We start from the raw sequence: 26,994 nt of genomic DNA on the forward strand, positions 1-26,994 counted from the left end.
AACGCAGGCAGTGCGGAGCGGCGGCCCGCGGGGCAATGCCGGAGTGAGCAAAATCAAAAGCTAAAGCGGGCACGGTCCAAAAAATGTGGGAGCGGGCTTGCTCGCGAAGGTCGTTAACGATGACGCGGGCATTCTGGATGAACGCGGCGCTCTCAGGTTTTTCGCGAGCAAGCCCGCTCCCACAGAAAAGCAGCTCTGTTTTCGCTCTGGCTTTTGATCTGGCTTTTAACACTCAAGCCGGCCGGGAGGCCGCTGTGCTCTGCTTTTGATCTGCTTTTGATTTTGATCTGCGGGCCCCGTTAACCACGATGGCCGCAAGTAGGCACGGTGGAGCGGGTAAATCGGCAGGGAAGCCGATTTAGCCGCGCCGGGCCATGGATGGCCCGTCGCGGCGGCCCGCGGAAGCGGGCCGGAGTGCGGGCATGCCGAGCCTAGGCGAGGCACCGAGTGGTGGGGCAAAGACCTTTTGGTTACTTTTGGGGCGTTTGCCAAAAGTGACCCGCTGTAAGAGCGGAACCATAAGCCGCCGTTACCGCAACAACGGATATGTACCCAATACAGCTACCGCGCCAGGACCATGGCAAAGTACCCAAACACCGTGAGCAAAATCCCCGACACCGCATACGCCACAGGAAACCCGATCCACGGCACGGTGCTGTCGATCTCCTTGGCCGCCTCCCGCGCCGGCCCCGAGTGACTCCGCGCCCCCGCAACACCGCCCATGAGAATCGCCGGGTTGATCTTGAACACATGAAATCCCACAGCCCAAACAATAAACGGTGGAATCGTACAAGCCACGAACCCAAGCAAAAAGATCTTCAACGCAATGATCGCGCTAATCTGCGAAACCAGATTGGCCCCGGCATTCACCCCGACAATCGCGACAAAGAAAATCAGCCCCATGTCCTCGAGAATGTTGCGCGCCGCATTCGGTGTATTGCCAAAGAACCGCACCCGCGACACCAGCGACGAGACGATAATCCCCGACACCAGCAACCCGCCCGCATTCCCCAAACCCACCGCCGCCCCGAACGCCGGCACTTGAATCAGGCCGATCAGCAACCCCAGCACCATGCCCAACGAGAGCGTGAGCAAATCGGTCGCCGTACTCGGCCGCCCCGCTTTGCCCAACAACGCCGTGGCCTTGTCGATGGCGCTGCGCAGGCCGACCAGGTGCATCACATCCAGGCGTTGCAGGCGGGTTTCCAGGCCAACCGGAATCGGCGCGCCGCCCCGTTCAATCCCCACCAACTGCACTTGTCCGGCAATCGGTGACTGGCTGAATTCCTTGAGCGCCCTGCCCACGGCGTTCTTGTGGGTCACCAGAATCACCGCTTCATCCAGCGGTATATTCAGGGCCCGGGCATCCGGCACCTCCGGCCCGATCAGGCCCATGTGGTCGGTCAGTGCATCCAGGCTGCCACCCAGGGCAATCACATCGCCCATCTGCAACACCAGCGTCGGATCAGCCCCCAGCAACTCTTCACCACGCTCGACGTTCTCGATCTGGTACAACGCAAAGCGCTGGCGAAACTGCGCGATGCTCTGCCCGACCAGCTCCGGGTTCACCAGGCGATAGGCCCGCAGGTCAAACGGCCGGTACCCGCTGAGCCCGGCATCGTCGACGTTCGGCACACCGTGCTCCACCTCAAACTCTTTCGCGGCCTTGCGCGCATCCACACCCCACCAGCGCGGGAGGTATTTGCAGATCAATATGATCCCGACTGTGCCCCAGATATAGGTGATGCCGTAGGACAGCGCGATCATCGCAGTCGCCGCTGCCGCTGTGGTGCCCGGCGGCAGTGGCACCACGCCCGAGGTGATGGCCTGTTCGGCGGAACCAATGGCCGCCGACATGGTTTGCGAACCGGCGAGTATCCCGCCTGCCGCCCCTACCGGCAGAGACAGTAGCCGCACGCCGAGCACCACAATGCCCAGCCCCAGGAACGAGGACAGAATCGCCAGGAAGGTGAACTTCAGGCCATCGCCCTTGAGGCTGTTGATGAACGAAGGCCCGACCCGCAGCCCGACGCCGTACATGAACAGGTAATAAAACAGGCTCTTGGTGAAATTATCGAGTTCGAAATGCACGCCGTAATACGACGCCCAGGTCGCAATCGCACAGCCGATCACAATGGCCCCGGCCACCGCGCCCAGGCCGTAGCCCTTGATGGTGCCGCGCCCGACCCAGACAGACAGGCCAACCACCAGGAACAGCAGGATGTAAGGGTTGTCGTGCAGGAAAGTAAAGAAGGCAGTCACGATGATTCGTACCTGGCGATGCAACGCTAAAGGCACCGGGCTCAAGGCCCGGTGGTTTTTTCAGTGCGCTCAGTCGAGGTTCGGGGTGTCGGCCGGGATGACCGGGTCGGCGATGGCGCCATGGCTGAAGCTGGGGCCCGCGTCGGAATGCTCTACCGGGTTTTTCTGCAGGTAGGCGATGGCTTTGCGCAGGTCTTCCAGCAGTAACGCCACCAGGTCACGACTCACGCCATGCCGCACCAGGATGCGCTGTACCACGATGTTCTGGCGATCAGACGGCAACGGGTAAGACGCGATCTGCCAGCCGCGCATGCGCACACGCTCCGACAGGTCGTAGAGGCTGAAGCCATGATCGACGCCGTCCTTGAGCTTGTAGCAGACCGCCGGCAGCCCGTCCTTGCCGTCGTACACCAGTTCCAGTGGTGCGAACTTGGTGATTTCCGATGCCAGCCACTGCGCCGTATCGGAGCACGCTTGTTGAATACGGGTGTAGCCGTCACGACCGAGCCGCAGGAAGTTGTAGTACTGGGCGATGATTTCACCGCCGGGCCGGCTGAAGTTCAGGGCAAAGGTCGACATGTTGCCGCCCAGGTAGTCGACGTAGAAGATCAGCTCTTCCGGCAGGTCTTCGGTGGAGCGCCAGATCGCCCAGCCCACACCCAGCGGCGCCAGGCCGTACTTGTGGCCGGAAGCATTGATGGATTTGACGCGCTCTATCACAAAGTCCCATTGCAGCTCTTGCTGGATGAACGGGGCGATAAACCCGCCGCTCGCCGCATCCACATGGATCGGAATATCCAGGCCGAGATCGCGTTGCATCGAGTCCAGCTCGGCCGCCAGGGCGGCGACCGGTTCGTAGATTCCGGTGAAGGTCACGCCCAGAGTCGCTACCACGCCAATGGTGTTCTCATCGCAATATTCCCGCAGATCGGCCGGGCGCAGGCCCAAGGCGTCGCCGCGCAACGGCACTTCGCGGATTTCCACATCGAAGTAGCGGGCGAATTTTTTCCAGCAGATCTGCACCGGGCCGCACACGAAATTCGGTTTGTCGGTGGGCAACCCCGCTGCTTCCCGGCGCTTTTTCCAGCTCCACTTCAGGGCCAGGCCGCCGAGCATCGCCGCTTCGCTTGAACCGGTGGTGGAACAGCCCACGGTTTGCCAGGACTTCGGCGCGTGCCACAGGTCGGCAATGATGTGTACGCAACGGTTTTCAATCTCGGCCGTCTGCGGGTACTCGTCCTTGTCGATCATGTTCTTGTCGAGGGCGTCGGCCATCAATTGCTGCACTTCGGGCTCGACCCAGGTGGTGCAGAAGGTCGCCAGGTTTTGCCGGGAATTGCCGTCCAGCAGCAGCTCGTCGCGCACCAGGTTGTAGGCGGCGGACGGTGTGGTCGAGTGGTCCGGGAGGCGATATTTGGGCAGTTTGTGCTGGGCGGAGCCACTCGAATAGACGTCTTCGATGGCTTGGTCCTGGGTCTCTACGGTTCTGTGAAGTGCCATGAAATCCTGCTCTTGAATGAGGGAAATGGCGTAGACGTTGATGGCGAAAAATGCCGATCAGGCTGCGTCAGGAAACGAACGATGGAGCGGTGGCGCCGAATATCACACGCACCGAGGCACAGGAAAGTGACCCAGGTCATTAAAACCGTGGATAGGCAATCGAACGTTGGCGGGCCCTTGTCAGTGCCCTATTGGCTCAGCGCTTCGTTCAGTATCAGGCTGCGATAGTGCCCGGGGTTGGAGCCCGACCACTTGCGAAACGCCTTGTAGAACGAGCTGGCGTCGGCAAACCCCAGGCGGGTGGCGATCTCGGTAAAGCTGATGTCGGAATCGGCCAGCCACACAATCGCCAACTCCTTGCGCACGCTGTCCTTGAGGCCCTGGTAGGTCTGCCCTTCTTCCGCCAGGCGCCGGCGCAGGGTCGAGGCCGAGATGCACAGGGACGCGGCCAGGCCTTCGGTTTCGGGCCAGGTGTCGGCAGGCATTTGCCGAAGATCGGTCTTGATGCGGGTGGCGAGGCTGTCGGGGTCGCGATATTTGACCAGGATGTTGGCGGGCGCATGGGCCAGGAAGCGCTTGAGTTCTTCCGGGCTGCGTTTGATTGGCAGGTCGAGGCAGTCGGCGGAGAAAATCATCCGGGTGCGCGGCCGGTCGAAGCGCAGGTTGTCGGAGAACATCACTTGGTAGTCGTCGCAGAAGTCCGGCTGCGAGCAGCGCAGCTCAATGGCCAGGATCGGAATGCGTCGCCCCGCCAGCCAACAGGCAACACCGTGAACGATCATCCAGTAGGCAAAATAGGTGAAGGCCCGTTTGGGTTCGGGCTCCGGCTCCAACAATACGATTTCCGCCAGGCTCTGCTGGTGCACCAGTTGCGCCGGCATGCGCTCGAGCATCAGCGACAGGAAGCCCAGGCCGGTTTCCAGCGCGGTGGCCAGGGTCGGTTGTGCCATAGAGGCCCGGCACAGGAATTCCAGGCTGCCGGATTTGAGCTTGCGCGGGTCCATGCCAAAGAATTCATCGTCCATGCGCCGTGCCAGCAGGCGCCAAAGACGCGCATAAGCCGTTGCAGGAACACGTGCGTTTGGCTGTTCCAGCAGCGCGGGACTGATCCCGACTTTGCTCAACACTTCATCGGTCGCCGCACCCGGCGCGCAGCTCTGCAACAGGGCTTCGCGGACCAGTTGAATGGAGATGGTGTCTTTTTCCGACATGGGGAATGGCGCAATCCGGTGGCTGGGACGATGCCGCGCATTCTAGTGGCGGTTGCGGTTTGCCACCACCGTTCAGTCAAGGTTCAGTAAAGGTCAACATTTCTTGTTTAGCAATGAGTATCATTATGTTACAACTTAGCATCCTATCTAATGACGATGCGGTGCCGAATGCTTGTTCCATTTCTAATCATGCTGCGCGAAGGCATAGAAGCCGCCTTGATCGTTGGCATTATTGCCAGCTACCTCAAGCAGACTGGCCGTGGCCAGTACATGCCCGCAGTGTGGATCGGCGTATTTCTGGCTGCAGCCCTGGCGCTGCTGGTCGGCGGTGGCCTGGAACTGGTGAGTGCCGAATTCCCGCAGAAACAACAGGAACTGTTCGAAGGCATCGTCGGCCTGGTGGCTGTGGGCATTCTCAGCTCCATGGTGTTCTGGATGCGCAAGGTGGCGCGCTCCATCAAGCATTCCCTGCATGAATCCCTTGATCACGCCCTCGCCGGTTCCAAACACCAGGTCACCGCGCTGATCGCCATGGTGTTTTTCGCCGTGGCCCGTGAAGGCCTGGAAACCGTGTTCTTCCTGCTGGCCGTGTTCCAGCAAAGCGAAGGCCCGGGTGCGCCGATTGGCGCCCTGCTCGGCCTGATCCTGGCGATCATCGTCGGCTTCCTGATCTACACCGGCAGCATGCGCCTGAACCTCGGCGCGTTCTTTCGCTGGACCGGTCTGTTCATCCTGGTGGTTGCCGCCGGCATCCTCGCCAACTCGGTACAAGCCCTGCACGAAGCCGGGGTGTGGAACCACCTGCAAACCGTGTTGTTCGATTTCAGCGCGACGCTGCCGATGGATGGCCCGCTGGGCTCGGTGCTGGCCGGCATGTTCGGCTATCAGGACGCCCCGACCGTCAGCACCCTCGGCGCCTACCTGATTTACCTGGTGGTGGCGCTGGTGATGTTCTTCCTGCCCGTGCCGCCGAACAAGCCGGCTACCCGCACAACTTCTTCCGTTTCCAGCCAGTAAGGACCGCCTCTTGTCCAACCAAACCCCTCAACCGGCTCCGCCCTCCCGCGCCTTGCGCTGGGCGGTGGGCGGCTCGGTGGTCGTGATGATCGCCGCTGGTGGCCTGTTCTACTACGCCTCGCAACTGGCCGCCTCCAAGCGCCAGGCCAACCACAATGAAATCGCGGTGACGATCCACGCCCACAGCTGCGAGCCGAATGCGCTGACGGTGCCGGCGGGACACGCCAGCTTCCGCATCATCAACCGCTCGGACCGTGCCGTGGAATGGGAAATCCTCGACGGCGTGCTGGTGGTCGAAGAGCGCGAAAACATTGCCCCGGGCCTGAGCCAGGTGATCAACGCCAACCTGCTGCCCGGCGACTACCAGATCACCTGCGGCCTGCTGAGCAACCCGCGTGGCACCTTGAAGGTGACACCGACTGCCGAGTCGGACGCTCAAGCCAAGGCCAAGCCGTCGATGGTGGCGTTTATCGGCCCGCTGTCGGAGTTCCGCGTGTACCTGAGCAGTCAGGGCGGCGCGCTGGTCAAGGCCGTTACCGCACTTGACCAGGCCATCGAAGCCGGCGACCTCGCCCAGGCCCAGGCACTTTACGTACCGGCCCGCGAGGCCTACCAGCGTCTGGCCCCGGCCTCGCAACGCCTGGCCGAACTGGACAACGCGATCAACGCCCGCGCCGACTACTTTGAAAAGCGCGAGCAGGACCCGGCCTTCAGCGGCTTCCACCGTCTCGAATACGGCCTGTTCCAGCAACGCAATCTCGACGGCCTGGCGCCGATTGCCCAGCGCCTGGTCACCGACGTCACCAGCCTCAAGCAACAGCTGCTGGCCCAGTCGCTGCCGCCGGAGCAACTGGTGAGCATCGTGGTGCGCAACCTCAACAGCCTGGCCGACGTACGCGCCGCCAGCGGTGAGGAAGAACGCTACAGCCATACCGACCTCAACGGCTTCGCCGCCAACCTCGACGCCGCCCGCAAAGTGGTGGACCTGATGCGCCCGCTGCTGACCAAATCTGCCGCGCAATTGCTGCCCGGCATCGACAGCGCGATCAGCGCCCTCGACGCCGAACTCAACGGTTTGAAAGTCGATGGCCGCTACACCTCGTATGACCGCGTTACCGCCGATCAGCGCAAGCAGATCGCCGACAAGGCCAAGGCTCTGGCCGTTGCACTCGATGGAATCGACCCCGCCCTTGGCCTTTCCGGCCTGAAGTGAAGACGACCGTAGACATGAGTGATTCAGAACAGTTTTCATCCCAGCGTCGTCGTGTATTGCTGGGCATGGCCGCTACCGGCGCCGCAATTGCTGGCAGCAGCCTGAGCTGCCCGGCAATGGCCGCCAACGCTGCCGCACAAGTCACCACCGCCCCAAGCAGTGAAAAGACCCAGGACCACCACGACTACCACGGCAAGCACCAGACCGGCATCGTCACCCCGCGCCCGGCCTGCGGCATGCTCGTGGCATTCGACGTATTGGCCAGCGACCGCGAGGACCTGGAACGGCTGTTCCGCACCTTGAACGAGCGCATCGCGTTCCTGATGACCGGCGGCACCGTGGTGCAAGTCGACCCGAAACTGCCCCCCACCGACTCCGGCATCCTCGGCCCGGTGGTGACCCCGGACAACCTGACCATCACCGTGTCGGTGGGCGAGTCGCTGTTCGACGAACGCTTCGGCCTGGCCGCAGCCAAGCCCAAGCGCCTGATCCGCATGGTCGGTTTTCCCAACGATGCGCTGGAACCGGCGCAGTGCCACGGCGACCTGAGCCTGCAGTTCAGCTCCAACACCCCGGACACCAATATCCACGCCCTGCGCGACATCGTGAAAAACCTGCCGGACCTGCTGCTGGTGCGCTGGAAGCAGGAAGGCAGCGTACCGCCCCAGGCCCCTGCCCGCCCTGGCGAGCCGGCACAGAGCGCGCGCAACTTCCTGGGTTTTCGCGACGGCTCGGCCAACCCGAACTCCAACGACAACAAGGCGATGGACCAGATTGTGTGGGTACAGCCGGGCAGCGACGAACCGGCCTGGGCCGTCAATGGCAGCTACCAGGCGGTGCGGATCATCCGCAACTTCGTCGAGCGCTGGGACCGCACGCCCCTGCAAGAGCAAGAAAGCATCATTGGCCGGATCAAGACCAGTGGCGCGCCCATGGATGGCCAGAAAGAAACCCAGGTCCCGGACTACAGCAAGGACCCGGAAGGCAAGTTGACCAAGCTCGATGCTCACATCCGCCTGGCCAACCCACGTACAGCACAGACCCAGGCCAACCTGATCCTGCGCCGGCCGTTCAACTACTCCAACGGCGTCAACAAAAACGGTCAGCTGGACATGGGGCTGTTGTTCATCTGCTACCAGGCTGACCTGGAGAAAGGCTTTATCAGCGTACAAACCCGGCTCAACGGCGAGCCCCTGGAGGAATACCTGAAGCCGGTCGGCGGCGGTTATTTCTTCACCTTGCCAGGCGTCACCGGGGCCCAGGATTTCATCGGGCGCACGCTGCTTGATGCGACACATCCTCAAACCACTGCCAATACCTAAAACAAACCCCAGAGCGGAAATCGTCCCATGAAGAAGTCGTCTCTCGCATTGTCGTTGTTAATGAGCCTTTCGCCGCTGGCCGCCTTCGCCGCCACCGCGCCGCTGGACCTGGTAGGGCCGGTGTCGGACTACAAGATCTACGTCACCGAAGAGATCGGCGAACTGGTCACCCAGACACAGGCGTTCACCGACGCCGTGAAAAAAGGCGACCTGGCCACCGCCAAGAAGCTGTACGCGCCAACCCGCGTTCACTATGAGTCCATCGAACCGATCGCCGAGCTGTTCAGCGACCTCGACGCCTCCATCGACTCCCGTGTGGACGACCATGAAAAAGGCGTGAAAGCCGAAGACTTCACCGGCTTCCACCGCATCGAGTACAGCCTGTTCTCCGAGAACACCACCAAAGGCCTGGACGCCCTGGCGGACAAGCTCAACAGCGACGTACTGGACCTGAAAACCCGCGTGGACGGCCTGACCTTCCCGCCGGAAAAAGTCGTGGGTGGTGCTGCTGCCCTGCTTGAAGAAGTGGCCGCGACCAAGATCTCCGGCGAAGAAGATCGCTACAGCCATACCGACCTGTATGACTTCCAGGGCAACATCGACGGCGCGAAGAAAATCGTCGACCTGTTCCGTCCGCAGATCGAGAAGCAAGACAAGGCCTTCGTCGCCAAAGTCGACAAGAACTTCGCCACCGTGGACAAGATCCTGGCCAAGTACAAAACCAAGGATGGCGGTTTCGAGACCTACGACAAGGTCAAGGAAGCGGACCGTAAAGCCCTGGTTGGCCCGGTCAATACCTTGGCGGAAGACCTGTCCACGCTGCGTGGCAAGCTTGGCTTGAACTGATCCAGACGCTGCATGCTCTCGCCCGGCCTGCCGGGCGAGAGCCTTCCTCAGGCTGACGCCACCTGCACTCCGTCCGAAGGCCGCAAGGCATCGCGGATCGTCCGCAGCTTCAAGCACGTTTCCTCGTACTCACTCCCGGGATCCGACTCGGCGACAATGCCGCAGCCGGCGAACAGGTGTGCCTCACAGCCCCTGATCAACGCCGAGCGCAACGCCACGGCAAATTCACCATCACCCTGCGCATTCATCCAGCCCACTGGCGCTGCGTACCAGCCACGGTCGAGCTGCTCGTGCTCTCGGATATAGGCCATCGCCTCACGTCGCGGCAAGCCACCCACCGCCGGCGTCGGGTGCAGGGCCTGCACCAGTTGCAGCAATTGCACCTGGGGATGCAAGCGGCCCATCACCGGCGTCAACAGGTGCTGCACGTTGGCCAGCCGGTGCAACTGCGGCTGGCTGGCAATGTCGAGCATCGCGCAATAGGGCTGCAATGCTTCGCGCAGCGTTTGCACCACCAGGGCGTGTTCGTGGCGGTCCTTGGGGCTGTCCATCAAGGCCTGGCCGAGTTCGGCATCTTGCTGCTCGTGACGACCACGCGGGCAAGTACCGGCCAACGCCACCGTGTTCAGCGTGCCACGAGTCACCCGCACCAGCCGCTCCGGAGTTGCGCCGAGAAAGCAGCTGTCACCCCGGCTGAACGCAAACAGGTACGCCTGGGGATAGGCCGCCTTGAGGTTTTCCAGCAGCGGGCCACAGGGGATCGTCCGTGAGGTGGTCAACCGCACTTCGCGGGCCAGCACCACCTTGCGCAGGTCGCCGGCGTTGATGCGCTGCACGGCCGTCGCCACGGTGTCTTGCCATTGCTGCGCGCTGATGATGTTTTCGTCGCTCGGTGTGCCGAGGGGAATCTCCTGGCGTGGCGCACTGGCGTAGCGGGACAGAAGCAATGTCCACTGGGTTTCCAGGCTTTGGTCGCAACGCACCACGTCCGCCCCGGGCTCCAGCCACTGACTGAAGATCACATGGTGTTGCTCGGCTTCCCGCAGCAGCAGGATGCGCGGCAGCACCAGGGAGGTGGCGGCGAATGACTGCCATTTGAGCGAGCGTGGGCCCTTCGGGTCAAACGCAAAGCCGCCACACAGCAACGGCTGACGCGGCCCCACCTGATGGGCCTGGCTGAGCAACGCCTGCCACGCCAGGGCACTGGCGTTGAAGCGGTCATCGGCCCCGGGGCTGATTTCCTCGGTACAACCAAAGCCGGCCATGGCCAGTGCGCCCCGGTCACTTGACCAGAACAGGCTTTGCCCGAGTACCTGGCGGTTGGCGGCAAATAACCGCAGCGGGTCCAGGCGCTCCGAGGCCAGGCTGAAGACCACCAGCACTGCGCCGCCCTTCTCGCGCGCCAGGCGTTCGCCCTCGGTCAGCGCCTGAAGCAATCCCGGCAGACGTTCACTCATGCTCCGCTCCTTGATGCTGCTGGCGCCAGTGGCGCACTTGCTGGTCGATATTCCATTGGATGATCTGCGCAAACAGCGGGACCACGAACATCGGGTCCAGCCCTTCGCGCTCGGCCCAGCGGCGGCGATGGGGCAGCATGGCGGCCACCCGCTCGGGGGCGGCGATGCTGGCTTCGTCAGGCTTGAACTGCGCCGCAGCTTTCACATAGGCCAACCGCTGGCCGAGGGCGCGGATGATCTGTTCGTCCAACGTGTCGATACCCAGGCGGACGTCTTCCAGCCCGCTGCACTGTTCAGGTGTTTTCATAGGATTCTCCGGTCATGGGGTCGACGGCCAGCACTGCCAGGCCGGTTCGGCGGGGCTGCCCAGCAACAGTTCCAGGTGCTCGATCAGGTCGGCCTGGCTGTCGCGCAGGTAAAAATGCCCGCCGTTGAAAGTTCGAAAGTCGGTGACCTGGCGCGTCACTTCCGACCAGGCATGGGCTTCCTCCCGATCGACTTCGCGGTCGGTGCTGCCCAGGCATACGCTCACGGGCACGTCCAGCAGCTCGCTGATATCGCCGCAGTAGTTTTCGATCAGGCGGTAATCGTTGCGCAACGCGGGCAGGTAAAGTGCCTGCATCTCGGGCTCATCCAGGGGTGATGGCGCACCGCCCGACAGGCGCCGCACATCCGCCAGCAGACCGGCATCCGGGCCCTGGTGCAATTGGCTGTGGCGTTGCCGGTGGGGCGCCGGATGGGCGGAAACAATCAGCCGCTGCAAGTCCTTGCCCTGACGGTTCAGGCGCCGCGTCACCTCATAGGCCAGCGCCGCACCCATGCTGTGGCCGAACAGCACCAGCGGCCGGTCGGACAGGTCCCACAGCGCCCGGGTAATCGTACCCGCCATCCATTCCAGGCTGCCGGGCCAGGTTTCACTCAGCCGCTCTTCGCGGCCAGGGTATTGCACGCTGACCAGTTCGATGTCGGCCGGCAACAGTGCCTGCCAACCGCTGAAAAATCCCGCGCTGCCGCCGGCGTGGGGCAGGCAGACCAATCGGCAGCGCGGCGTTTGATGCTGCGGGTAACGCCGCAGCCATGGGCTGGCGATTTTCTTCATAACACGCCCTCCTCCAGTTCAGTGGTGACGTGGATCCGGGTCTGCGGCAACCAGCGCAGCACCTGGCGCAAGCAGTCATCGGCGTCCATCACCTGGGCAGCGTAGTGCGTGCCTTCGGGCAGTTTGGCCAGTTGCAGGGCGCAGATTGCCGCCACTGTGCCGGTCAACGCCGAGCCGTCGGCGGCACGCAACCAGGCGGTGGCCTGCTGCGGTTCGCCGTGTTGCAGGCCTGCCATTTCGACTGCGAGCAACTGGTAAGGCGTGCGCCCTGCCAGGTCCAGCGCACTGGCCTGTACCAGGGCGGCAATGTTCTCTGCAGTGTGCCGCAGAGCCGGTGGCGAGCCCTGAATGCGCCCGAGCGCGGCCCGCAGGTGGCCGCCGTCAAACAGGTTGTAGGCCTGGGCTTCGCGCACCCGCAAGTCAGTAAACAAGCGCTGTTGCTCAGTGGTGAGATACGGGTAGGCCGTTACGGGACCGCCCACCAGCCAGGGCCGCTCGAAGTGTTCATCGACGAGTACGGCGGACTTGATTGCACGGCCATCGCACCAGCCCATCGAGGCCTGGCCATAGCCGTTGCCGAGGCTCAATAGGAAGTCCTCGGCCGCCGTTGTCGACAGCCGCCCAAGTCCGACGGCATAGCAACGCACGGCATCGACGCGCTCGAACGACGCCGCAAGCACCTTGGGAAACAACCCCGACAGCCCGGGCAACATGCCGGCTGATAACACCACACGACGACCCGGCGGCAACTGAGCGGGCAGCAGCTGATGCAGCGGATCATCGCCGCCGACATCGATGTAATCGGCGCCACTGGCCAACGCTGCCAGCGCCACCCGGTCGAGCACCTGGTAGCTGGGGCCCGCGCAATTGATCAGCAGGTCGCAGCCGCTGCAAAACGCCGCCAGGCTTTGGGCGTCCCACAGGTCCACTTCACGGATCTCGGCCTGCCCGTTCAACTCGCCGTCGTTAAAACGCTGCCCTTGCCCAGGGTCGCGACCGCCCAGGCGCAAGCGGCAATGACCGACCAGCACCCGCGCAACCTGCCGACCGACATGCCCATAGCCGCCTACAATCCCGACTCTCACGCCGCCACCTGCGCCAGCCGTTCGAACGCGCGGGCCACGGCCTCGACCTGGGGGCTCTGCATGCAGCTGAAGTGGTCGCCCGGCACGTCCACCACCTGCAATTCGCCAAGGCACAGGGCTTGCCAGTATTGGCTCATGTCGCGGTGCATGCCGGGCAGTACCTGGACTTCACCGCACTGGCGGATAAACACCATGTCACCGTCGTAAGGCGTGGCCTGATGCAAGGCGACGGCGGCCAGGCTGTGGCGCAGCACCTGCAGTTGCTCGCGCAGCCAGTCCAGGTCGCTCAGCTGCGAGCCGGCGTGGCGCATCGCGTCTGCAATGGCCTGCAAGCGCTCATCTGCCGACTTGGATGCCAGGGCCCGCAGGCAGGCCAGGGCCGTGGCGCAGTCGGGCTCATCTCGCAGCGCCAGCAATGTACCTTGGGGCACGCGGCCCGGGGTTTGGCGCAGCACCTTCGCAATCGCCCGCTCCATTGCCTGTTCATCCACCGGGTAACCCAGGGTGTGCGGGTCGGCTTGCATCACGCGGGCGAACACGTACTCCGCCAGCAGGTCATCCTCGATCATGAACGGCACGCGGTAGCTGCTGATCACTGTCAGTTGCAGCACCTCGATATCCCTCGCCGCGAGGCATGACGCCAGCTCCGTCGCCAGCAACCCGCCGAGGCAATAACCGACGATGCTCACCTGGCGCCGGCCTTCGGCGTGCAAGGTGTCGGCATAGCGCTCGGCCAGTTCACGAATCGCCGTGGCCGGTGCCAGAGCCAGATAACCCGGTACATCATTGAGCACCAGCCCCTCCAGTGGCGCTTCTTCCCCGAGTGCAGCAAACAGCGCACGATACGGTGCCAGGGTGCCGCTGCCGTCATGGACAAAGATCCGCGCCGGGCCTTGCACCTCCTCACGAATCCGCACCAGCGGCGACAGGCTCTCGCTGCCCTGCCCCCGCAAGTAATCCGCCAGGGCCGCAACGGTGGGCTGGTTGATCAACTGGCGCAGCAAATCACCCCAGGGCACGTTTCGGGCCTGGGGCAGGATTTCCCGCAGGCGACCAACCACCTGCGCCACCAGCAATGAATCACCGCCCAACTCAAAGAAGCCCTGTTCACGGCCCACACTGGGCACCCGCAACAGGGTTTGCCAGACCTCGGCGATACTGCGCTCCAGCGCATCCAGCGGTGCAGCCCCGCTGTTGGCCTGTTGCGTGGCCTGGGCCATGCCGAGGTTGGCCAACGCCTGGCGGTCGACTTTGCCGTTGGCCGTCAGCGGCATTTCATCCAGTACCCGCCACTCGGTGGGCACCATGTAATCCGGCAGGCGCTGGCCCAGATGCGCGCGCAACGCCTCCGGCTCAAGGGTCTGGCGCTCGGTCTTGAAGCGCGTGATGAACAGGTGCTGGCCGATCTGTGACATCGCATCGTCAGCTGCCGGCATGCACAGCGGCGTCTGCGCGCCGGCTTCCTGCAACAGTTGCTGCCACTGCTCGCGGCGGATGAACGTGGTGTCCTGCTCGGCGCGGAAATCCTCGAACGCGGTCAGGCCTTCCTTGAACTCCATGGACGCCATGATCTGGTAGGTGTCGCGGGTGGCTTCGATAAAGATCAGCCAGCCGCCGGGGGCGAGCATTTCCCGCAGCCGGGCGAGCACCTGGCTGGCGTGCCGCGAGTTGTGCAGCACGTTGGCACACAGAATCACATCCAGGGAGTTGGCGGCGATGCCTTGGGCCCAGTGGTCGAGGTTCAGGTCAAACAGCCCGTAGCTGACCCACGGAAATTCGACGAAATGCTCCCGCGCTTCGTTGAGGAAAAACTGCGACAGGTCGGTGAACTGGTAGTCCACCGCCAAGCCGTCCAGGGCCGGAATCAGGTCGGCACTGGTGCCGCCTACGCCTGCGCCGATTTCCAGCAACTGCAGACGCCGGCCCGCCGGTTGCAGTGCGGCGATTTCCTGCACCGCCGCACACACCGCCTGGTTCAGGTACTGGCTGATCAGGTTCTTGCGATAGGCGCCTTCGGCGGTGTCGGTACGACCTTCGGGAAACAGCAAGTGCAACGGGTCGAGCCGGTCGCTCATCAGGGCAGGCAATTGCTCCTGGCTTTCCCGCAGGTAGCGCAACACTTCACCGCCCCAGCCCACACTCGGTTCCAGCGCCTCGATGCGCTGCCACAGCTGACGGTATTCAGCACCCGAGACCCGCAGTGACGAATAGGCGCCGGTGCCTGGGTGGCGGTCTACCAGTTGTTCGCGATGCAGCGCTTGCAGCCAGCGGCGGATCAACCGTTCGTTGCGTGGCGCCACTTCGCACAGGCTCATGATCTGGGCCAGGTCGTGCTCGACGCCCGGTTGATCAAACAGCCCCGGGCGTTGCAGGGCCAGGCCCATGGAGAGCAACGCGGCACGCTCGACGCAATCGGACATCTGCGTAATCAGCGCTTCCGTCAGTTGACCTTTCACGCCGTTGGCCGCCGCCAAGGCGTTGGGTGCCAACCGGGCGGGCCAAGGCAGTGGAGTATCACGCAAAGTCCCGCGCACGCAGGCCTGCAAACGCCGCTCGAACGCGCCCTCGCCCGCAGCGACCACCACGGCCGATTCGACATGAGGATGACTGAGCAAGGCACTTTCGACTTCCGCCAACTCGATGCGATGTCCGCGAACCTTGACCTGGAAATCCTCACGGCCAAGGAACTCGATCAACCCGCTTTCGAGGTAGCGCCCCAGGTCGCCGGTGCGGTACAGCCGCTCGCCGCTGTGGGCATGCTCGATAAAACGCTCAGCGGTTTTCTCCGCGTCCCCCAGGTACCCCTTGGCCAACCCCGTGCCGGCGATGAACAGCTCACCGGCAACGCCTTGCGGGCGATCGCGGCCTTGTTCGTCGAGCACCATGAAGCGTTGATTGGCCAGCGGCGCGCCGTAGGGAATGCTGCGCCATTGTGCGTCCACCTCGGTGATTGGATAGGCAATCGACCAGATCGCCGCTTCTGTGGCGCCGCCCAGGCTGATCAGTTGCAGTTCAGGCAACAACGCAGCGATTTCGGCGGGCAGGTTCAGTGGGATCCAGTCGCCGGACAGCAAGGCCAGGCGCAGGCTGTGCGGTGCTGCCGCAGGCACGGCTTGCAAGTAATGGGCAAGCATCTGCAACTGCGCGGGCACCGAGTTCCACAGGGTCACACCGTGCTCGCGGGCGCACTCGGCCCAGTGGGACGGGTCGGCGCGGCGTCCGGCGTCGGGCAACACCAGGGCGCCACCTACGGCCAGCAGGCCGAAGATGTCGTACACCGAAAGGTCGAAGCCCAGGCTGGCCAAGGCGAGTACCCGGTCTTCGGCGCCGATGGCGAAGCGCTGATTGATATCCACCACCGTGTTGAGAGCCGCCTGGTGACTGATCATCACACCCTTCGGAATCCCGGTGGAGCCGGAGGTGTAGATCACGTAGGCAAGTTGTTGCGGTGTCACCTGCGGCGCCGGCAGTTCACGTCCGGCACTGGCTGCGGCCTGATCAACGGGTATGCACTGGGTCACCTGGGCGGGCCAGGCCAGGTCCTCGCTCAACCACGACTGGCTGAGCACCCGGCTGACCTCGGCGTTCTCAAGAATCAACGCGCGCCGCGCCATCGGCTGATTAGTGTCCAGCGGCAGGTACGCCGCGCCGGCCCGCAAGATCCCCAGCACACCGACCACCTGGTCGATGCCTTTTTCCATGCACACCGCGACCCGCTCGCCGGGCTGACAACCGCCATCCAGTAACTGCTCGGCAATCGCCTCGGCACGGGCGGCGAGTTGCGCGTAAGTGAGCTGTCGCGCGCCCTGGATCAGGGCGACACGTTGGGGTTGCGCCCGGGCCTGGCGAAAGAACGGTTCATGCAGCAAGCCTGGGGGAATCGGCTGCGCCGTCTGGTTGATCAACTCCCGCACCAGTCGCTGGGGTGCCGGCAGTTCAAGGCAATCGTCCAGGGTCCAGGCCGAAGGCTCCCGCGCCAAGCGCTTGAGCAGGCGCTCGAAGGTGTCGAACATCGCTTCCAGCATGGCCTCATTGAACACGCCCTGACGAATGTCCCAATTGATGAACAGGCCGTTGTCGCGCTCGCTGACCTGGCAATCAATCAACACTTGCGGGGTCTGGCTGATGCCGTGCACCAGTTCTGCGCCGGGCATAAATGCCCCACCGCCACTTTCGCCACCGGCGCCCAGGGTGCTGGTGAAGGCATAGGGCATCAAGGCCGCATCACGGCCTTTGCGCCGCGCCAGTTCGCGCAGTACTTCAATGCCGGAACACAGGCGGTGGTCCATGTCTTGCCACAGTCGCTCCTGCAACTGCTGGCTGCGTTCACCAAAGCTGCCGCCTTGCAGGGTCTGGACTTCCAGCAATTCCACCGAGCTGAAATCCCCCACCAGCCGATCGACCTGCGGGTGCAGCGACAGGCGATTGAGCAAGGTCAGGCTCAAGCAGAAATGCCCCTTGCGGCTCCAGCGCCCGAGGGTTTCGGCATAGCAGGAAAGAATCGCCGCCGACACACCTACGCCGGCCGCCGCTGCATTCAGGCGCAGGGCGTTGAAATCCCGGGCCTCCAGGTTCAGCGCGCGGCGCTCGAAACGCGGTCCGCTGGGAGCGCCCTGCATGGGCAATTCAGGAGCACCGGGCAGGCTGTCGACCCGCGCCCACCAATACTGGCGGTCACGCTGGTAACGCGGCTGTTCCCGCAACCGGCGCTCGCCCAATACGTAGTCGCGAAAACTGATGGGCGCCGCCGACGGCAAGGCTTCGCCACGATAGACCTGCTGCAACTCGGCCAACAGCATGCGCACGCTCTGGTAGTCGCACACCAGCAGATCCACTGAGAGATGCAGGCGCGCATGTTCACGGCCCTGGCTGACGCACAACTCGATCAGCGGCCACTGCTGGGGCGAGGCCTGGCGAATTTCCATGCGTTCGCGCAGAGCGGCCAGTGCACGGCCACCGTCTTCGCGAAGGTCATGCCGGGCGATCACGTAATGCGGCACCTGGGGCAGGATTTGTTGGTAGCCGTCTTCCAGCACCACCGCCCGCAGCATGTCGTGACGCGCAATCAGATGGTTCCATGCCTGCTCCAGGCGCGCCGGGTCCAGTTCCCTGAGTTCAAATTCCAGGTAACCGTGGCACGCCACCCCGCCGTAGCTGAATGCCTGGGTGCGGCCCATCAGGTAAGCGGCCTGCACGTCGGTCAGCGGAAACGGTTCGCTGCGGGCAGCCAGGTCGGCCGAGACGGTGGGCATCACCGGTTCCATCAATTGCTGCAACAACGCGTCCTTGTGTTCGCGCAATTGTTGCAGGCGGCCTTCATCCATCACCCCGGCGGGCGCCCGGTAGCGCAGGCGGCCCTGCTCTTCCCAGAGTTCCACACCCAGTGCTTCGAGGTCCTGTTGCAGTTGCTGCAGTGTCATAGCGCACCCTCCACCATTGCGTTCCGGTTGACGTGGTCCTGTTCTCGTCGGGCGACAAGCCATTGGGCCTGGCGGGCGACGGTGGCCGCGTTGAAAAAGTCCTTCAGCGACAGTTCGACGTCGAACTGTCGGGCGATACGTTCGATCAGGCGAGCGGCCAACAGACTGTTGCCGCCGAGGGCGAAAAAGCCCTGGTTGCGTCCCACCAGCGGAATGTCGAGCAATTCGCGCCAGAGCCCGGCCAACAGTTGTTCGGCTTCGCCTTGAGGCGCGTCTTCATGCTCGGGTCTGGCGCCCTGGCGTTGCTCCTGCACCAGCCACAGCAGTGCGGCGCGGTCGACCTTGCCGTTGGCGCTCAGGGGCAGTTCGGTGAGGTTCAGCCAGTGGTCCGGCAACATGTGTTCCGGCAACCATTGGCAGAGCCACTGGCGCATGGCTTCGGTATCCGGCAGCGCGTCGCCCATCAGGGTTGCTGCCAACTGCGGGTTGGCCCCGGGCAACACCAGGGTGACGGCACGACTGACCGCCGGATGGCGTTCCAGGGCCACGTCGATCTCACTGAGTTCGATGCGGAAACCACGGACCTTGACCTGCTGGTCCATACGCCCGAGAAATTCGAGGCTGCCGTCGGGCCAATAACGGCCCTGATCGCCGGTGCGGTACCAGCGTTGCCCGGCGTGCTCGACGAAGCGTTGGGCGCTGAGATGCGTCAGGCCACGATAGCCCTGGGCAACCCCGGCGCCGCCGATCCACAACTCCCCCGCCACCCAGTCCGGGCAATCGCGGCCCTGGCTGTCGACGACTCGAAAGCTTTGGTTATCCAGGGGTTTGCCGTAGGGAATCGAGCGCCAGTGAGCCGGCACTTCGTCGACGTCCTGGACGTTGGACCAGATGGCCGCTTCAGTGGCGCCGCCGAGAGCGGCGAACCGGGCGCTTTCGCCGGCTGCCAATCGCAGGCGGCGTGGCAGGTCCAGCCCGACCCAGTCACCCGAGACCATCGCCAGGCGTAATCCGCTCAGGGCATTCGGCTCGCGGGCCTTGAGGGTCAGCATGTCGAGCAACGCCGGTACCGAGTTCCACAGGGTCACGCGCTGCTGGCGGATCAGCCGCAACCATTCGGACGGCTCCTTGCGCCGCGCATCCGCTGGCAGCACCACGGCGCCACCGACACTCAGCAGGCCAAACAGGTCGTACACCGACAGGTCGAAATCGAGGGCGGAAACCCCGAGCACACGGTCATCCGCGCCCACCTGATAACGCCGGTTGATCGCGGCGACGGTGTTCAACGCCGCCTGATGGGAAACCTCGACGCCCTTGGGTTCGCCGGTAGTGCCGGAGGTAAAAATCACATAGGCCAGTGCGTCCGGCGCCACCTCGATCGGTTGTTTCAGGGCCGTGGCCGAACGCGCCTGGGCCAGGTCCACCACTTGCAAGTCCGCCAGCCATACACCGCGATCACGGTGGGCCGTATCGGTGATCACCACTTTGGCTCCGGCGCGTTGATAGATCATGTCGCGACGGGCTGCCGGCTGTTCGATACCCACCGGCACATACACCGCGCCCGCTGCCAATATGCCGAGCACCGCAACGATTTGCGCCTGGCCTTTGGGCAAGGTGATCGCCACCGTATCACCCGGTTCAATCCCCCACTGGCGCAGGGCACCTGCCACTTGCAGGGCCTGGGCCGCCAGCTCGGCGTAACTCAACTCAGCGTCCTCGGTGATCAGTGCCACCCGCTGCGGATGCACCTGCGCCTGTTGGAAAAAGCCATCGTGCAGCAAGCCTTTGTCATAGGCCCAGGGCGTGTGGTTGACTACTGCACGGACCTCTTGCTGACCTTGGGGCAACGGCAGCGGCGCGGGTTGGCGCCAGTCACCGGTACACAGCCACGCCAGCAGGTCGCCATAGGCGGTGAACATTTCGTCCAGCAAACCTTCGGGGAACAGCGCATCTACCCCGTCCCAGTTGAGCAACAGGCCATCGGGCAGCGGATAGCTCTGGTGGTCAAGCCACACTTGGGGCGTTTGCGACAAGGCCCAGCCCGGTTCGCCCAGGTGCTGCCGGCAAGTGGCGTCGACAAACGCTTCGCCAAGGTTGCAGGCAAACACTACGGGGGCGCCGCCTTGCCGGGTGCGGGACAACTCACGCAGCACTTCCACACCGGGCCAGGCGCTGTGGGCGATGTCGCGGTGCAGTTGGCGTTGCAGGGCTTGCGCCTGCTGCGCGAAAGAACCCGCCTGGCGCTGGTCGATCTCCAGCAGCACCAGGTTGGAAAAATCCGCCAGCAGATGCGGGACGCAGGGGTGCAGCTCCTGGCGGTTGAACAGCGGCACGTTCAACAGGAAATGCTGGCTGGCGCTCCAGCGGCCCAGCACTTGGGTATAGGCGCAGCACAGCACGCTGGCCAGGGTCAGGCCGTGTTGGCGGGCCTGGTCTTCCAGGGCTCGCAACTGCGCGCGGCCGAGGCGCATCGCCAGGCGACGAAAACGCGGCGGGCCGAGGGATTGCGGCTCTTGTGCCAAGGGTAGTTGCGGGCCGTCGGGCAGGTCATCCAGGCGTTGCAGCCAGTAGTCCCGCGCGCCGGCATCGCTGGTTCGGGTGGCGCCGAGGTAGTGGGCAAAATCCCATTCCAGACGTGGCAGCTGCGCCTCTTGCCCGCTGTAGATCAGCGCCAGATCCCGCAGCAGTACGCTGATACTCAGGACGTCCGCCACCAGCAAATCGATGTTCAGGTGCACCCGGCTGCGGCCGTCGGGCAAGCGGCTGAGTTGCACATCAAACACCTCGCCTTGGCGCACATCCAGGCAGCGGTGGGCCAGGCACTCACGCAAGGCCAACTCATCCGGCCGTTCATGCACGGTCAACCCAGGCCACGGGCTGGTCGGCAGCACGCGCTGGCAAGTGGCGTTCGGGAAACAGGCGCGCAGCATGGGATGGCGTTGAGTCAGGCGCATCACCGCGCTTTCCAGGCGTTGGGCGTCGACCTGATACCCGTCCAGTTCCTGATACAGGTGACAGCCAACGCCCCCCAGCGGCATGGCCGGGTCGCGGCCAAACCAGTAAGCCTGCTGCAACGGTGTGAGGGCGAAATCGTTGTCGGTGGCGACGGGCTTTAGGTGCGTCGCCTGCCCGCGACGGCGGTCGATCAGCAACCACCAGGCTTCAAGGGTCGGCTGCTCAATCAGTTCGGCAAAGCTCACCTGCACACCTTCGCGGGCGAGCAAGGCCGGCAGGCGCATCATGCTCACCGAGTCCAGGCCCTGCTCGATCAGCGAGGCATCGGGCTCCAGGTCCTGGGGGGCATAGTCGAGCAACTGCGCGACACCGGCGCACAGCGCCTCGGGGCTGTGTGCGAGGCCGCCGGGTGCAGGATGAACGCATGCCAGTGATGGGTTATCGGTCATGGGGGACGGTCCTTTGGGGAACGATAGGGTCTGGGCGCAAGCGCCAGCGATTGATCGCTTCGCGCTCGTGGAACAACTCGCGGTAACGGCCGGGCGTGGCCATCAACGCGTCATGGCGGCCGACCTGGGCCAACTGGCCGTGGTCGAGCAGCAGAATCTGGTCGGCATGGGGCGCCAAGGTCGGTTTGTGGGTGACCAGCACCACCGTGTGCCGGCGGGCCAGTTGCAACAGGGTGCGATTGACCCGCGCCTCGCTGATGGCATCGAGGGCGGCGGTCGGCTCGTCCAGCAGGATCAGCGACGCGTCCTTGAGTAACACCCGCGACAACGCCAGGCATTGGCGCTCGCCACCGGACAGGCTGACGCCCTGCTCGCCCAGCACGGTGTGCCAGCCCTGGGGCAGGCGTTCGGCGAGGCGGTCGAGGCCGGTGGCGCGGGCGGCGTGCTGCCATTGCTCTTCGCTGGCGTCGGGCCGGCCCAGCAGCAGGTTGTCCAACAGGCTGCCCGGTAACGGCGGGCTGTCCTGGAACATCAAGGCGACCTGGGTATCTCGGGCCAGGGCCGACAGTTGCCGCAGGTCGACACCGCCGAGGTGAATCGCGCCACTGCTTACATCGCTGAAGCGCGCCAGCAGGCGCAACAGGCTGGACTTGCCGGAGCCGGACGCCCCCACCACCAGGTTCAGCGAACGCTCCTGCAACGTGAAGTCGATGCCTTGCAAGATCGCCTGGCCCTGGCGGACCAGTCCTACGTCCCGCACTTGCACGTCGTAACCCAGGGCAGGTTGGGGTTCGAGAGGTTCAGGCAACCCCGGCATCTGCAGCAGGTGGCGCAGGCGATTCAAGGCGTGGCGGGTCTGGCGCAACGTGGTACCGAGGTTGACCAGCGCGCCCATTGGCTCCACCAGGCAGGTGGCGAGAATCGCCAGCGCCAGGAACTTCGCCGCATCGAGGGTGCCACCCAACACGGCATACAGGCCGCATAACAGGATGGCGCTGTAGCCGGCCTGCAACACCACCGCCAAACCCAGCGCGGCGGGAAAAGTGCGCCAATGGGCGTGACGCTGTGCCTGTTGCTGCTGGGCCAGGGCCTCGGTGAGCAGGTCGAAGCCTTGCTCGGTGCGCCCGCTGGAGCGCAGCAACGGTTGCTGGCGCAGAAACTCCATCACCCGGGCCGCCGCTTCATTGGCTGCGGCTTCGCTCAGTGCTTCAGCTTGCCCGCCCCAGCGCACGCCCCAGTGGTACACCAGCACCAGCAACGGCAACGCGGCCAGTGCCGCCAACGCCATGGAGCGGTCGTAGAAAAACAGCGCCAGCAGGAGTGTCAAAGGCGTCAACAGCGCATTGGCCATTGGCTGCAAAAGGTGCGCCGGGGTGCTCATGATTTGCAGCACGGTGTGAGTCACCAGGCGATTCAGTTCAGCGCTGCGCCGCTCCACAAACCATTCCAGCGGCAGTTGCACCAGCTTGTCACCAATGCGTCGGTTCAACGCCTGGGCTGCTTCGGCACCGGCGCGATAGCCCGCCAGCTGGGCATACCGGCGCAGCCAGAGGCATAACAAGGCCATGCCGGTGAAACCGATGGCCCAGGCCCAGGGCGTGGTGTTGCCGAACCACTGGGCAAAGGCTATCGGCAACAACGCCAACGCTGCGCCCTGGGCCAACGCACTCAACGCCATCGCCATCAGCGCACGCCGCAACAAGCCGGCTTCACGGGGTTGCAGGCTGCGTAACAGCGCGCGAATCATGCCCGTGCCCTCTTCAGTGCGGCCGCCGAAAACTGCTCAGCGGCCCACAGCCCGGCGTAAGTGCCCTGCTGGTCCAGCAAGCCGTGATGCGTACCGCGCTCGACAATCCGCCCGCCTTGCAGCACGACGATCTGGTCGGCGTCCTGGATGCTGCTCAAGCGGTGGGCGATTACCAGCACCGTGCGGCCACGGGCCAGGCGAGACAGCGCCTGCTGGATCGCGGCTTCGGATTCAGGATCACTGGCGGCGGTGGCTTCATCGAGAATCAGGATCGGCGCTTCACTGAGCATCGCCCGGGCAATGCCCAGGCGTTGCACTTCACCGCCGGACAGTTGCACGCCGGCTCCGAGGACGGTGTGATACCCCTGGGGCAGCGCGAGGATGCGCTGGTGAATCTGCGCAGCCCGGGCGGCGGCTTCCACCTCGATTTGCGTGGCGTCGGGGCGCGCCAGGCGCAGGTTGTCGAGGACGCTGGTGCGCAGCAGGCGCACATCCTGGAACACAAAGGCGACCTGGCGATACAAGGTGGCGCTGTGCATGTCCCGCAGGTCGATACCACCGATACGGATCGCGCCGGCACTCACGTCGGCAAAGCGCGCAAGCAAAGTGGCCAGGGTGGATTTGCCGGCGCCCGAGTCGCCCACCAATGCGGTCAGCGTGCCGGGCGGTAGATCCAGGTCAATGTCATGCAGCACCTGCGTGCCGTCGGGGTAGCGAAAGTCCACGCCTTCAAAGCTCACCTGGCGGCCCTTGGGCTCGCGGGATTCGCGAGGTTGCGGCAACGTCGCGCTGTTGAGCACGGTGGCGATACGGCTGGCGGCCATGCGGCCCTGCACCAGTGCATCCGCGCCATGCCCTATGGCCGCAACCGGCGCTGCCAGGGCCGGCCCCAGCAGCAGGAACGGCAGCAGTTGCACCGGCATCAGCCAACCGCCAGCCACCAGCGACGCACCGCCCAACAGCACCAGGGCCAGCACCAGCAACGGCGAAAGCAGCACCTCGACACTCGCCCCAAGCCCGGCCCAGCGTTGGGCCCAGCAGGCAAAGAAACTGGCGAAACGTTCCACCGCACCGAAGAACTTTGACTGCACCCGATCGGCCCGGCCGAATGACTTGACCATGGCGATGCTCTGCACAAACTGCTGGGTGGCCAGGGACAGGTTGCCCAGCGCGGCGCCCAGTGCCTTCTGGTCATCCCGATAAGCCTGGGAGCGCAACGCCCGCAGGCGCCACAGCGCCAGCGCTGGAGGCAGCAGCACCACAACGGTCATCGGCACACTCACCGTCAGCAGGTACAACAGGCACGCCAGGGGCGCCACCAATGCGGCGGCGAGGTTGTTTGGCAAGTGCGCCACCAGTTGATGCAGCGCACCTACGTCGTCGAGCAAAACACGGTCGACTTTTTGCCCACCACGGGCGCTGAACCAAGCCAGCGGAACCCGCGCAAAATGCGCGGCCAGCCGTTGGCGAACCTGGCGTTGCAGGTCGCTGTCGGCCAGGTGGGTCATCTGCAAGGCGGCAGCCAGCCCGAGCATGCGCAACAGCAAAGCGCCCGCACCGGCCAACAACCACCAGAACCCATCGTGCAGATCGAGTTTTGCGTCCAGCAACAACGGCGCCAGCTCCGCCACCGCGATCAACGGCAGCAGGCCGATCAGGGTCGCCAGGGCTTGCAGCAGCATGGCGCCGATCAACCGGCCACGTACAGGCGCGAGCAGTTCACGCAGTGAGTCTTGATCAGCCACGGGCGGCGCTTCCCTCAGGTTGTTTTGCCCCGAAATACAGCTGCTGGATAGCCTCCCGCAGGTGCTTGCGGCTGACCTTGCCCACGCCGGTTTGCGGGAAACCGGGGATAAATTCGAAGCGGTCCGGCAGCTTGAAGGCCGCCAACCCTTGCTCACGCAGATGGCGCAGCAGTTCCGGCGGGCGCGGTGCCGTGCCACGGGGAATCACGAAGGCGCAGGTGCGTTCGCCGAGGTAGGCGTCCGGCATCGCCACCAAGGCCACATCGGCGACGGCAGGATGGCTGAGCAGGAGGTTTTCAACTTCTTCGGCGGCAATTTTTTCGCCGCCGCGGTTGATCACGTCCTTGTCGCGACCTTCGACCATCAGGTAGCCGTCGTCGGTGAGCATTACCCGGTCGCCGGTGCGGTAGAAACCGTCGGCGGTAAACGCCTGGGCGTTGTGCGCAGGGTGGCGGTAGTAACCGCGAATCGTGTACGGACCACGGGTCAGCAACTGGCCGACCTGGCCCTGCGGCACGTCCTGTTCGTTGTCGTCCACCACCCGGATTTCGTCGGCCAGGGACATGGGTTTGCCCTGGGTATGCAGGACTCGTTGCGGCGGGTCGTTGGGGTCGGTATAGCAAATCAGCCCCTCGGCCATGCCGAACACTTGCTGCAAGCGGCAGCCGAGGGTGGGTTCCACGCGGCGGGCAGCCTCGAAGCTCAGTTTGGCGCCGCCGACTTGCAGCAGTTGCAAGCCTGGCAGGCCCTGCCCGCGCGCCTGGGCGGCATCCAGCCAGACCAGCACCAGTGGCGGCACCAGCGCGGTATGGGTCACGCGTTCATGCTCGATCAGGGCGAAGCAGGTTTCGGCGCTTGGCGAGGCGCTCAACACCACGCGGCCGCCCATCAGCAAGGTGCCCATGAACCCCGGGCAGCACATGGGAAAGTTATGGGCCATGGGCAGCGCGGCGAGATACACCGTGGCGTCGGTCAGGCCGCAACGTTCGGCGCTGGTCCGCACGTTGTAGAGGTATTCATTGTGGCGACGCGGGATCAGTTTCGGCACGCCGGTGGAGCCACCGGACAACTGGAAACACGCGACGGCATCCGCGGGCGGCGCAGAAAAGGTCGGCTGCGGGTCGTCCAGATAAAGGTCTTCGAGCGCGATGAATTCTTCAGCCTCACCGGCCACGATCACCCACGCAAGGTCGCCATGGGCTGCCTTCAAGCCACGGGCCATGCCCCGATAATCAAAACCTGCCGTGACGTCAGCGCAGAGGTATGCCCTGGCCTGGGCAAACTCGCAGAAGCGGCCGATTTCCAGATGACGATGGGCCGGTAACGCAAAGATTGGCCGTACGCCGAGGCGATACAGGGCGAAGCACACTTCGACAAAACCCACGCAGTTCGGCAGTTGCACCACCACGTTGTCCCCTGCCACCCACCCCAGCCGGGAGAACCCGCCGGCCAGTTGATCGACCCGTTGATCCAGTTGGCGATAGCTCACCCGCAGCGTTCCATCGGTGATCGCTTCACGCTCGCCAAAGGTGCGGGCGGCGTTGCGCAGCAGGTCGCCAAAGGTCTCGTCGCGCCAATAGCCTGCGTCGCGGTAACATTGGGCAAACGCTTCGGGCCAATCGGGGCAGTCGTCAATGATAGTCATGGGGTCTCCAGAGTTTTTTTC

The 26,994-nt window shown here is 64.2% G+C and carries 16 protein-coding genes; 4 read left to right on the plus strand and 12 right to left on the minus strand.

What is annotated here, in order from left to right; all coding sequences use genetic code 11:
* Positions 1-561: 561 nt before the first annotated feature.
* The 3 genes from ACUN0G_RS29840 to ACUN0G_RS29850 form a co-directional block, all read right to left on the minus strand.
* The gene (locus ACUN0G_RS29840) at positions 562-2,262 is read right to left on the minus strand and encodes an aspartate:alanine exchanger family transporter (protein ID WP_445575120.1); all 1,701 of its coding nucleotides are present in this window, start codon (positions 2,260-2,262) and stop codon (positions 562-564) included.
* 69 nt (positions 2,263-2,331) lie between these two features.
* Complete coding sequence (locus ACUN0G_RS29845) at positions 2,332-3,762, minus strand: glutamate decarboxylase (RefSeq protein ID WP_421524541.1); 1,431 nt, start codon at positions 3,760-3,762, stop codon at positions 2,332-2,334.
* Between the two features lie 188 nt (positions 3,763-3,950).
* The gene (locus ACUN0G_RS29850) at positions 3,951-4,973 is read right to left on the minus strand and encodes an AraC family transcriptional regulator (protein ID WP_330208401.1); all 1,023 of its coding nucleotides are present in this window, start codon (positions 4,971-4,973) and stop codon (positions 3,951-3,953) included.
* A gap of 168 nt (positions 4,974-5,141) precedes the next feature.
* On the opposite strand from ACUN0G_RS29850, the gene efeU reads away from it, so the two are divergent.
* From efeU to efeO (ACUN0G_RS29870), 4 genes are read left to right on the plus strand one after another with little or no spacing between them, the layout of a single operon-like run.
* Positions 5,142-5,990 carry an iron uptake transporter permease EfeU gene (efeU, locus tag ACUN0G_RS29855; protein ID WP_445575121.1) on the plus strand — a complete coding sequence of 283 codons (849 nt, stop codon included), beginning with the start codon at positions 5,142-5,144 and terminating at the stop codon, positions 5,988-5,990.
* Between the two features lie 10 nt (positions 5,991-6,000).
* Positions 6,001-7,203, plus strand: a complete 1,203-nt coding sequence (gene efeO / locus ACUN0G_RS29860; protein WP_445575122.1) for an iron uptake system protein EfeO — start codon at positions 6,001-6,003, stop codon at positions 7,201-7,203.
* Positions 7,204-7,217: 14 nt separating this feature from the next.
* Positions 7,218-8,525, plus strand: coding sequence for an iron uptake transporter deferrochelatase/peroxidase subunit (gene efeB / locus ACUN0G_RS29865; protein ID WP_167664239.1), 1,308 nt, complete (start codon positions 7,218-7,220; stop codon positions 8,523-8,525).
* A 27-nt stretch (positions 8,526-8,552) separates the two neighbouring features.
* A complete protein-coding gene (gene efeO, locus ACUN0G_RS29870) occupies positions 8,553-9,371 on the plus strand; it encodes an iron uptake system protein EfeO (protein WP_003218415.1) in 819 nt (272 codons plus the stop codon).
* 47 nt (positions 9,372-9,418) lie between these two features.
* Here efeO (ACUN0G_RS29870) and ACUN0G_RS29875 read toward each other — a convergent pair whose 3' ends face one another.
* From ACUN0G_RS29875 to ACUN0G_RS29915, 9 genes are read right to left on the minus strand one after another with little or no spacing between them, the layout of a single operon-like run.
* Positions 9,419-10,828 carry an isochorismate synthase gene (locus tag ACUN0G_RS29875; RefSeq protein ID WP_421553203.1) on the minus strand — a complete coding sequence of 470 codons (1,410 nt, stop codon included), beginning with the start codon at positions 10,826-10,828 and terminating at the stop codon, positions 9,419-9,421.
* Entirely contained in the window at positions 10,821-11,135 is a 315-nt protein-coding gene (locus ACUN0G_RS29880; protein WP_003218417.1) for an isochorismate lyase, read from the minus strand. The genes ACUN0G_RS29875 and ACUN0G_RS29880 overlap by 8 nt, the downstream gene beginning before the upstream one ends.
* A 12-nt stretch (positions 11,136-11,147) precedes the next feature.
* A complete protein-coding gene (locus ACUN0G_RS29885) occupies positions 11,148-11,927 on the minus strand; it encodes a thioesterase II family protein (protein WP_421524546.1) in 780 nt (259 codons plus the stop codon).
* Complete coding sequence (locus ACUN0G_RS29890; protein WP_421553202.1) at positions 11,924-13,012, minus strand: saccharopine dehydrogenase NADP-binding domain-containing protein; 1,089 nt, start codon at positions 13,010-13,012, stop codon at positions 11,924-11,926. Before ACUN0G_RS29890 ends, ACUN0G_RS29885 begins: the two co-directional genes overlap by 4 nt.
* Positions 13,009-18,432, minus strand: a complete 5,424-nt coding sequence (locus ACUN0G_RS29895) for an amino acid adenylation domain-containing protein (RefSeq protein WP_445575123.1) — start codon at positions 18,430-18,432, stop codon at positions 13,009-13,011. Before ACUN0G_RS29895 ends, ACUN0G_RS29890 begins: the two co-directional genes overlap by 4 nt.
* Complete coding sequence (locus tag ACUN0G_RS29900) at positions 18,429-21,836, minus strand: non-ribosomal peptide synthetase (RefSeq protein WP_445575124.1); 3,408 nt, start codon at positions 21,834-21,836, stop codon at positions 18,429-18,431. Before ACUN0G_RS29900 ends, ACUN0G_RS29895 begins: the two co-directional genes overlap by 4 nt.
* Entirely contained in the window at positions 21,826-23,583 is a 1,758-nt protein-coding gene (locus ACUN0G_RS29905; RefSeq protein ID WP_445575125.1) for an ABC transporter ATP-binding protein, read from the minus strand. Before ACUN0G_RS29905 ends, ACUN0G_RS29900 begins: the two co-directional genes overlap by 11 nt.
* Positions 23,580-25,328 (minus strand): ABC transporter ATP-binding protein, encoded by a 1,749-nt coding sequence (locus ACUN0G_RS29910; protein WP_445575126.1) that lies wholly within the window; start codon positions 25,326-25,328, stop codon positions 23,580-23,582. Before ACUN0G_RS29910 ends, ACUN0G_RS29905 begins: the two co-directional genes overlap by 4 nt.
* Positions 25,321-26,973, minus strand: coding sequence for a (2,3-dihydroxybenzoyl)adenylate synthase (locus tag ACUN0G_RS29915; protein WP_445575127.1), 1,653 nt, complete (start codon positions 26,971-26,973; stop codon positions 25,321-25,323). Before ACUN0G_RS29915 ends, ACUN0G_RS29910 begins: the two co-directional genes overlap by 8 nt.
* Positions 26,974-26,994: the final 21 nt, after the last annotated feature.

The sequence above is a fragment of the Pseudomonas sp. 32A genome (genome assembly GCF_052682255.1).

Bases quoted from the DNA above. Each gene is read 5' to 3' on its own strand.
- ACUN0G_RS29845 (WP_421524541.1), bottom strand. From the start codon at position 3,762: ATGGCACTTCACAGAACCGTAGAGACCCAGGACCAAGCCATCGAAGAC.
- ACUN0G_RS29850 (WP_330208401.1), bottom strand. From the start codon at position 4,973: ATGTCGGAAAAAGACACCATCTCCATTCAACTGGTCCGCGAAGCCCTG.
- efeU (WP_445575121.1), top strand. From the start codon at position 5,142: ATGCTTGTTCCATTTCTAATCATGCTGCGCGAAGGCATAGAAGCCGCC.
- efeB (WP_167664239.1), top strand. From the start codon at position 7,218: ATGAGTGATTCAGAACAGTTTTCATCCCAGCGTCGTCGTGTATTGCTG.
- efeO (WP_003218415.1), top strand. From the start codon at position 8,553: ATGAAGAAGTCGTCTCTCGCATTGTCGTTGTTAATGAGCCTTTCGCCG.
- ACUN0G_RS29875 (WP_421553203.1), bottom strand. From the start codon at position 10,828: ATGAGTGAACGTCTGCCGGGATTGCTTCAGGCGCTGACCGAGGGCGAA.
- ACUN0G_RS29880 (WP_003218417.1), bottom strand. From the start codon at position 11,135: ATGAAAACACCTGAACAGTGCAGCGGGCTGGAAGACGTCCGCCTGGGT.
- ACUN0G_RS29885 (WP_421524546.1), bottom strand. From the start codon at position 11,927: ATGAAGAAAATCGCCAGCCCATGGCTGCGGCGTTACCCGCAGCATCAA.
- ACUN0G_RS29895 (WP_445575123.1), bottom strand. From the start codon at position 18,432: ATGACACTGCAGCAACTGCAACAGGACCTCGAAGCACTGGGTGTGGAA.
- ACUN0G_RS29900 (WP_445575124.1), bottom strand. From the start codon at position 21,836: ATGACCGATAACCCATCACTGGCATGCGTTCATCCTGCACCCGGCGGC.
- ACUN0G_RS29905 (WP_445575125.1), bottom strand. From the start codon at position 23,583: ATGATTCGCGCGCTGTTACGCAGCCTGCAACCCCGTGAAGCCGGCTTG.
- ACUN0G_RS29915 (WP_445575127.1), bottom strand. From the start codon at position 26,973: ATGACTATCATTGACGACTGCCCCGATTGGCCCGAAGCGTTTGCCCAA.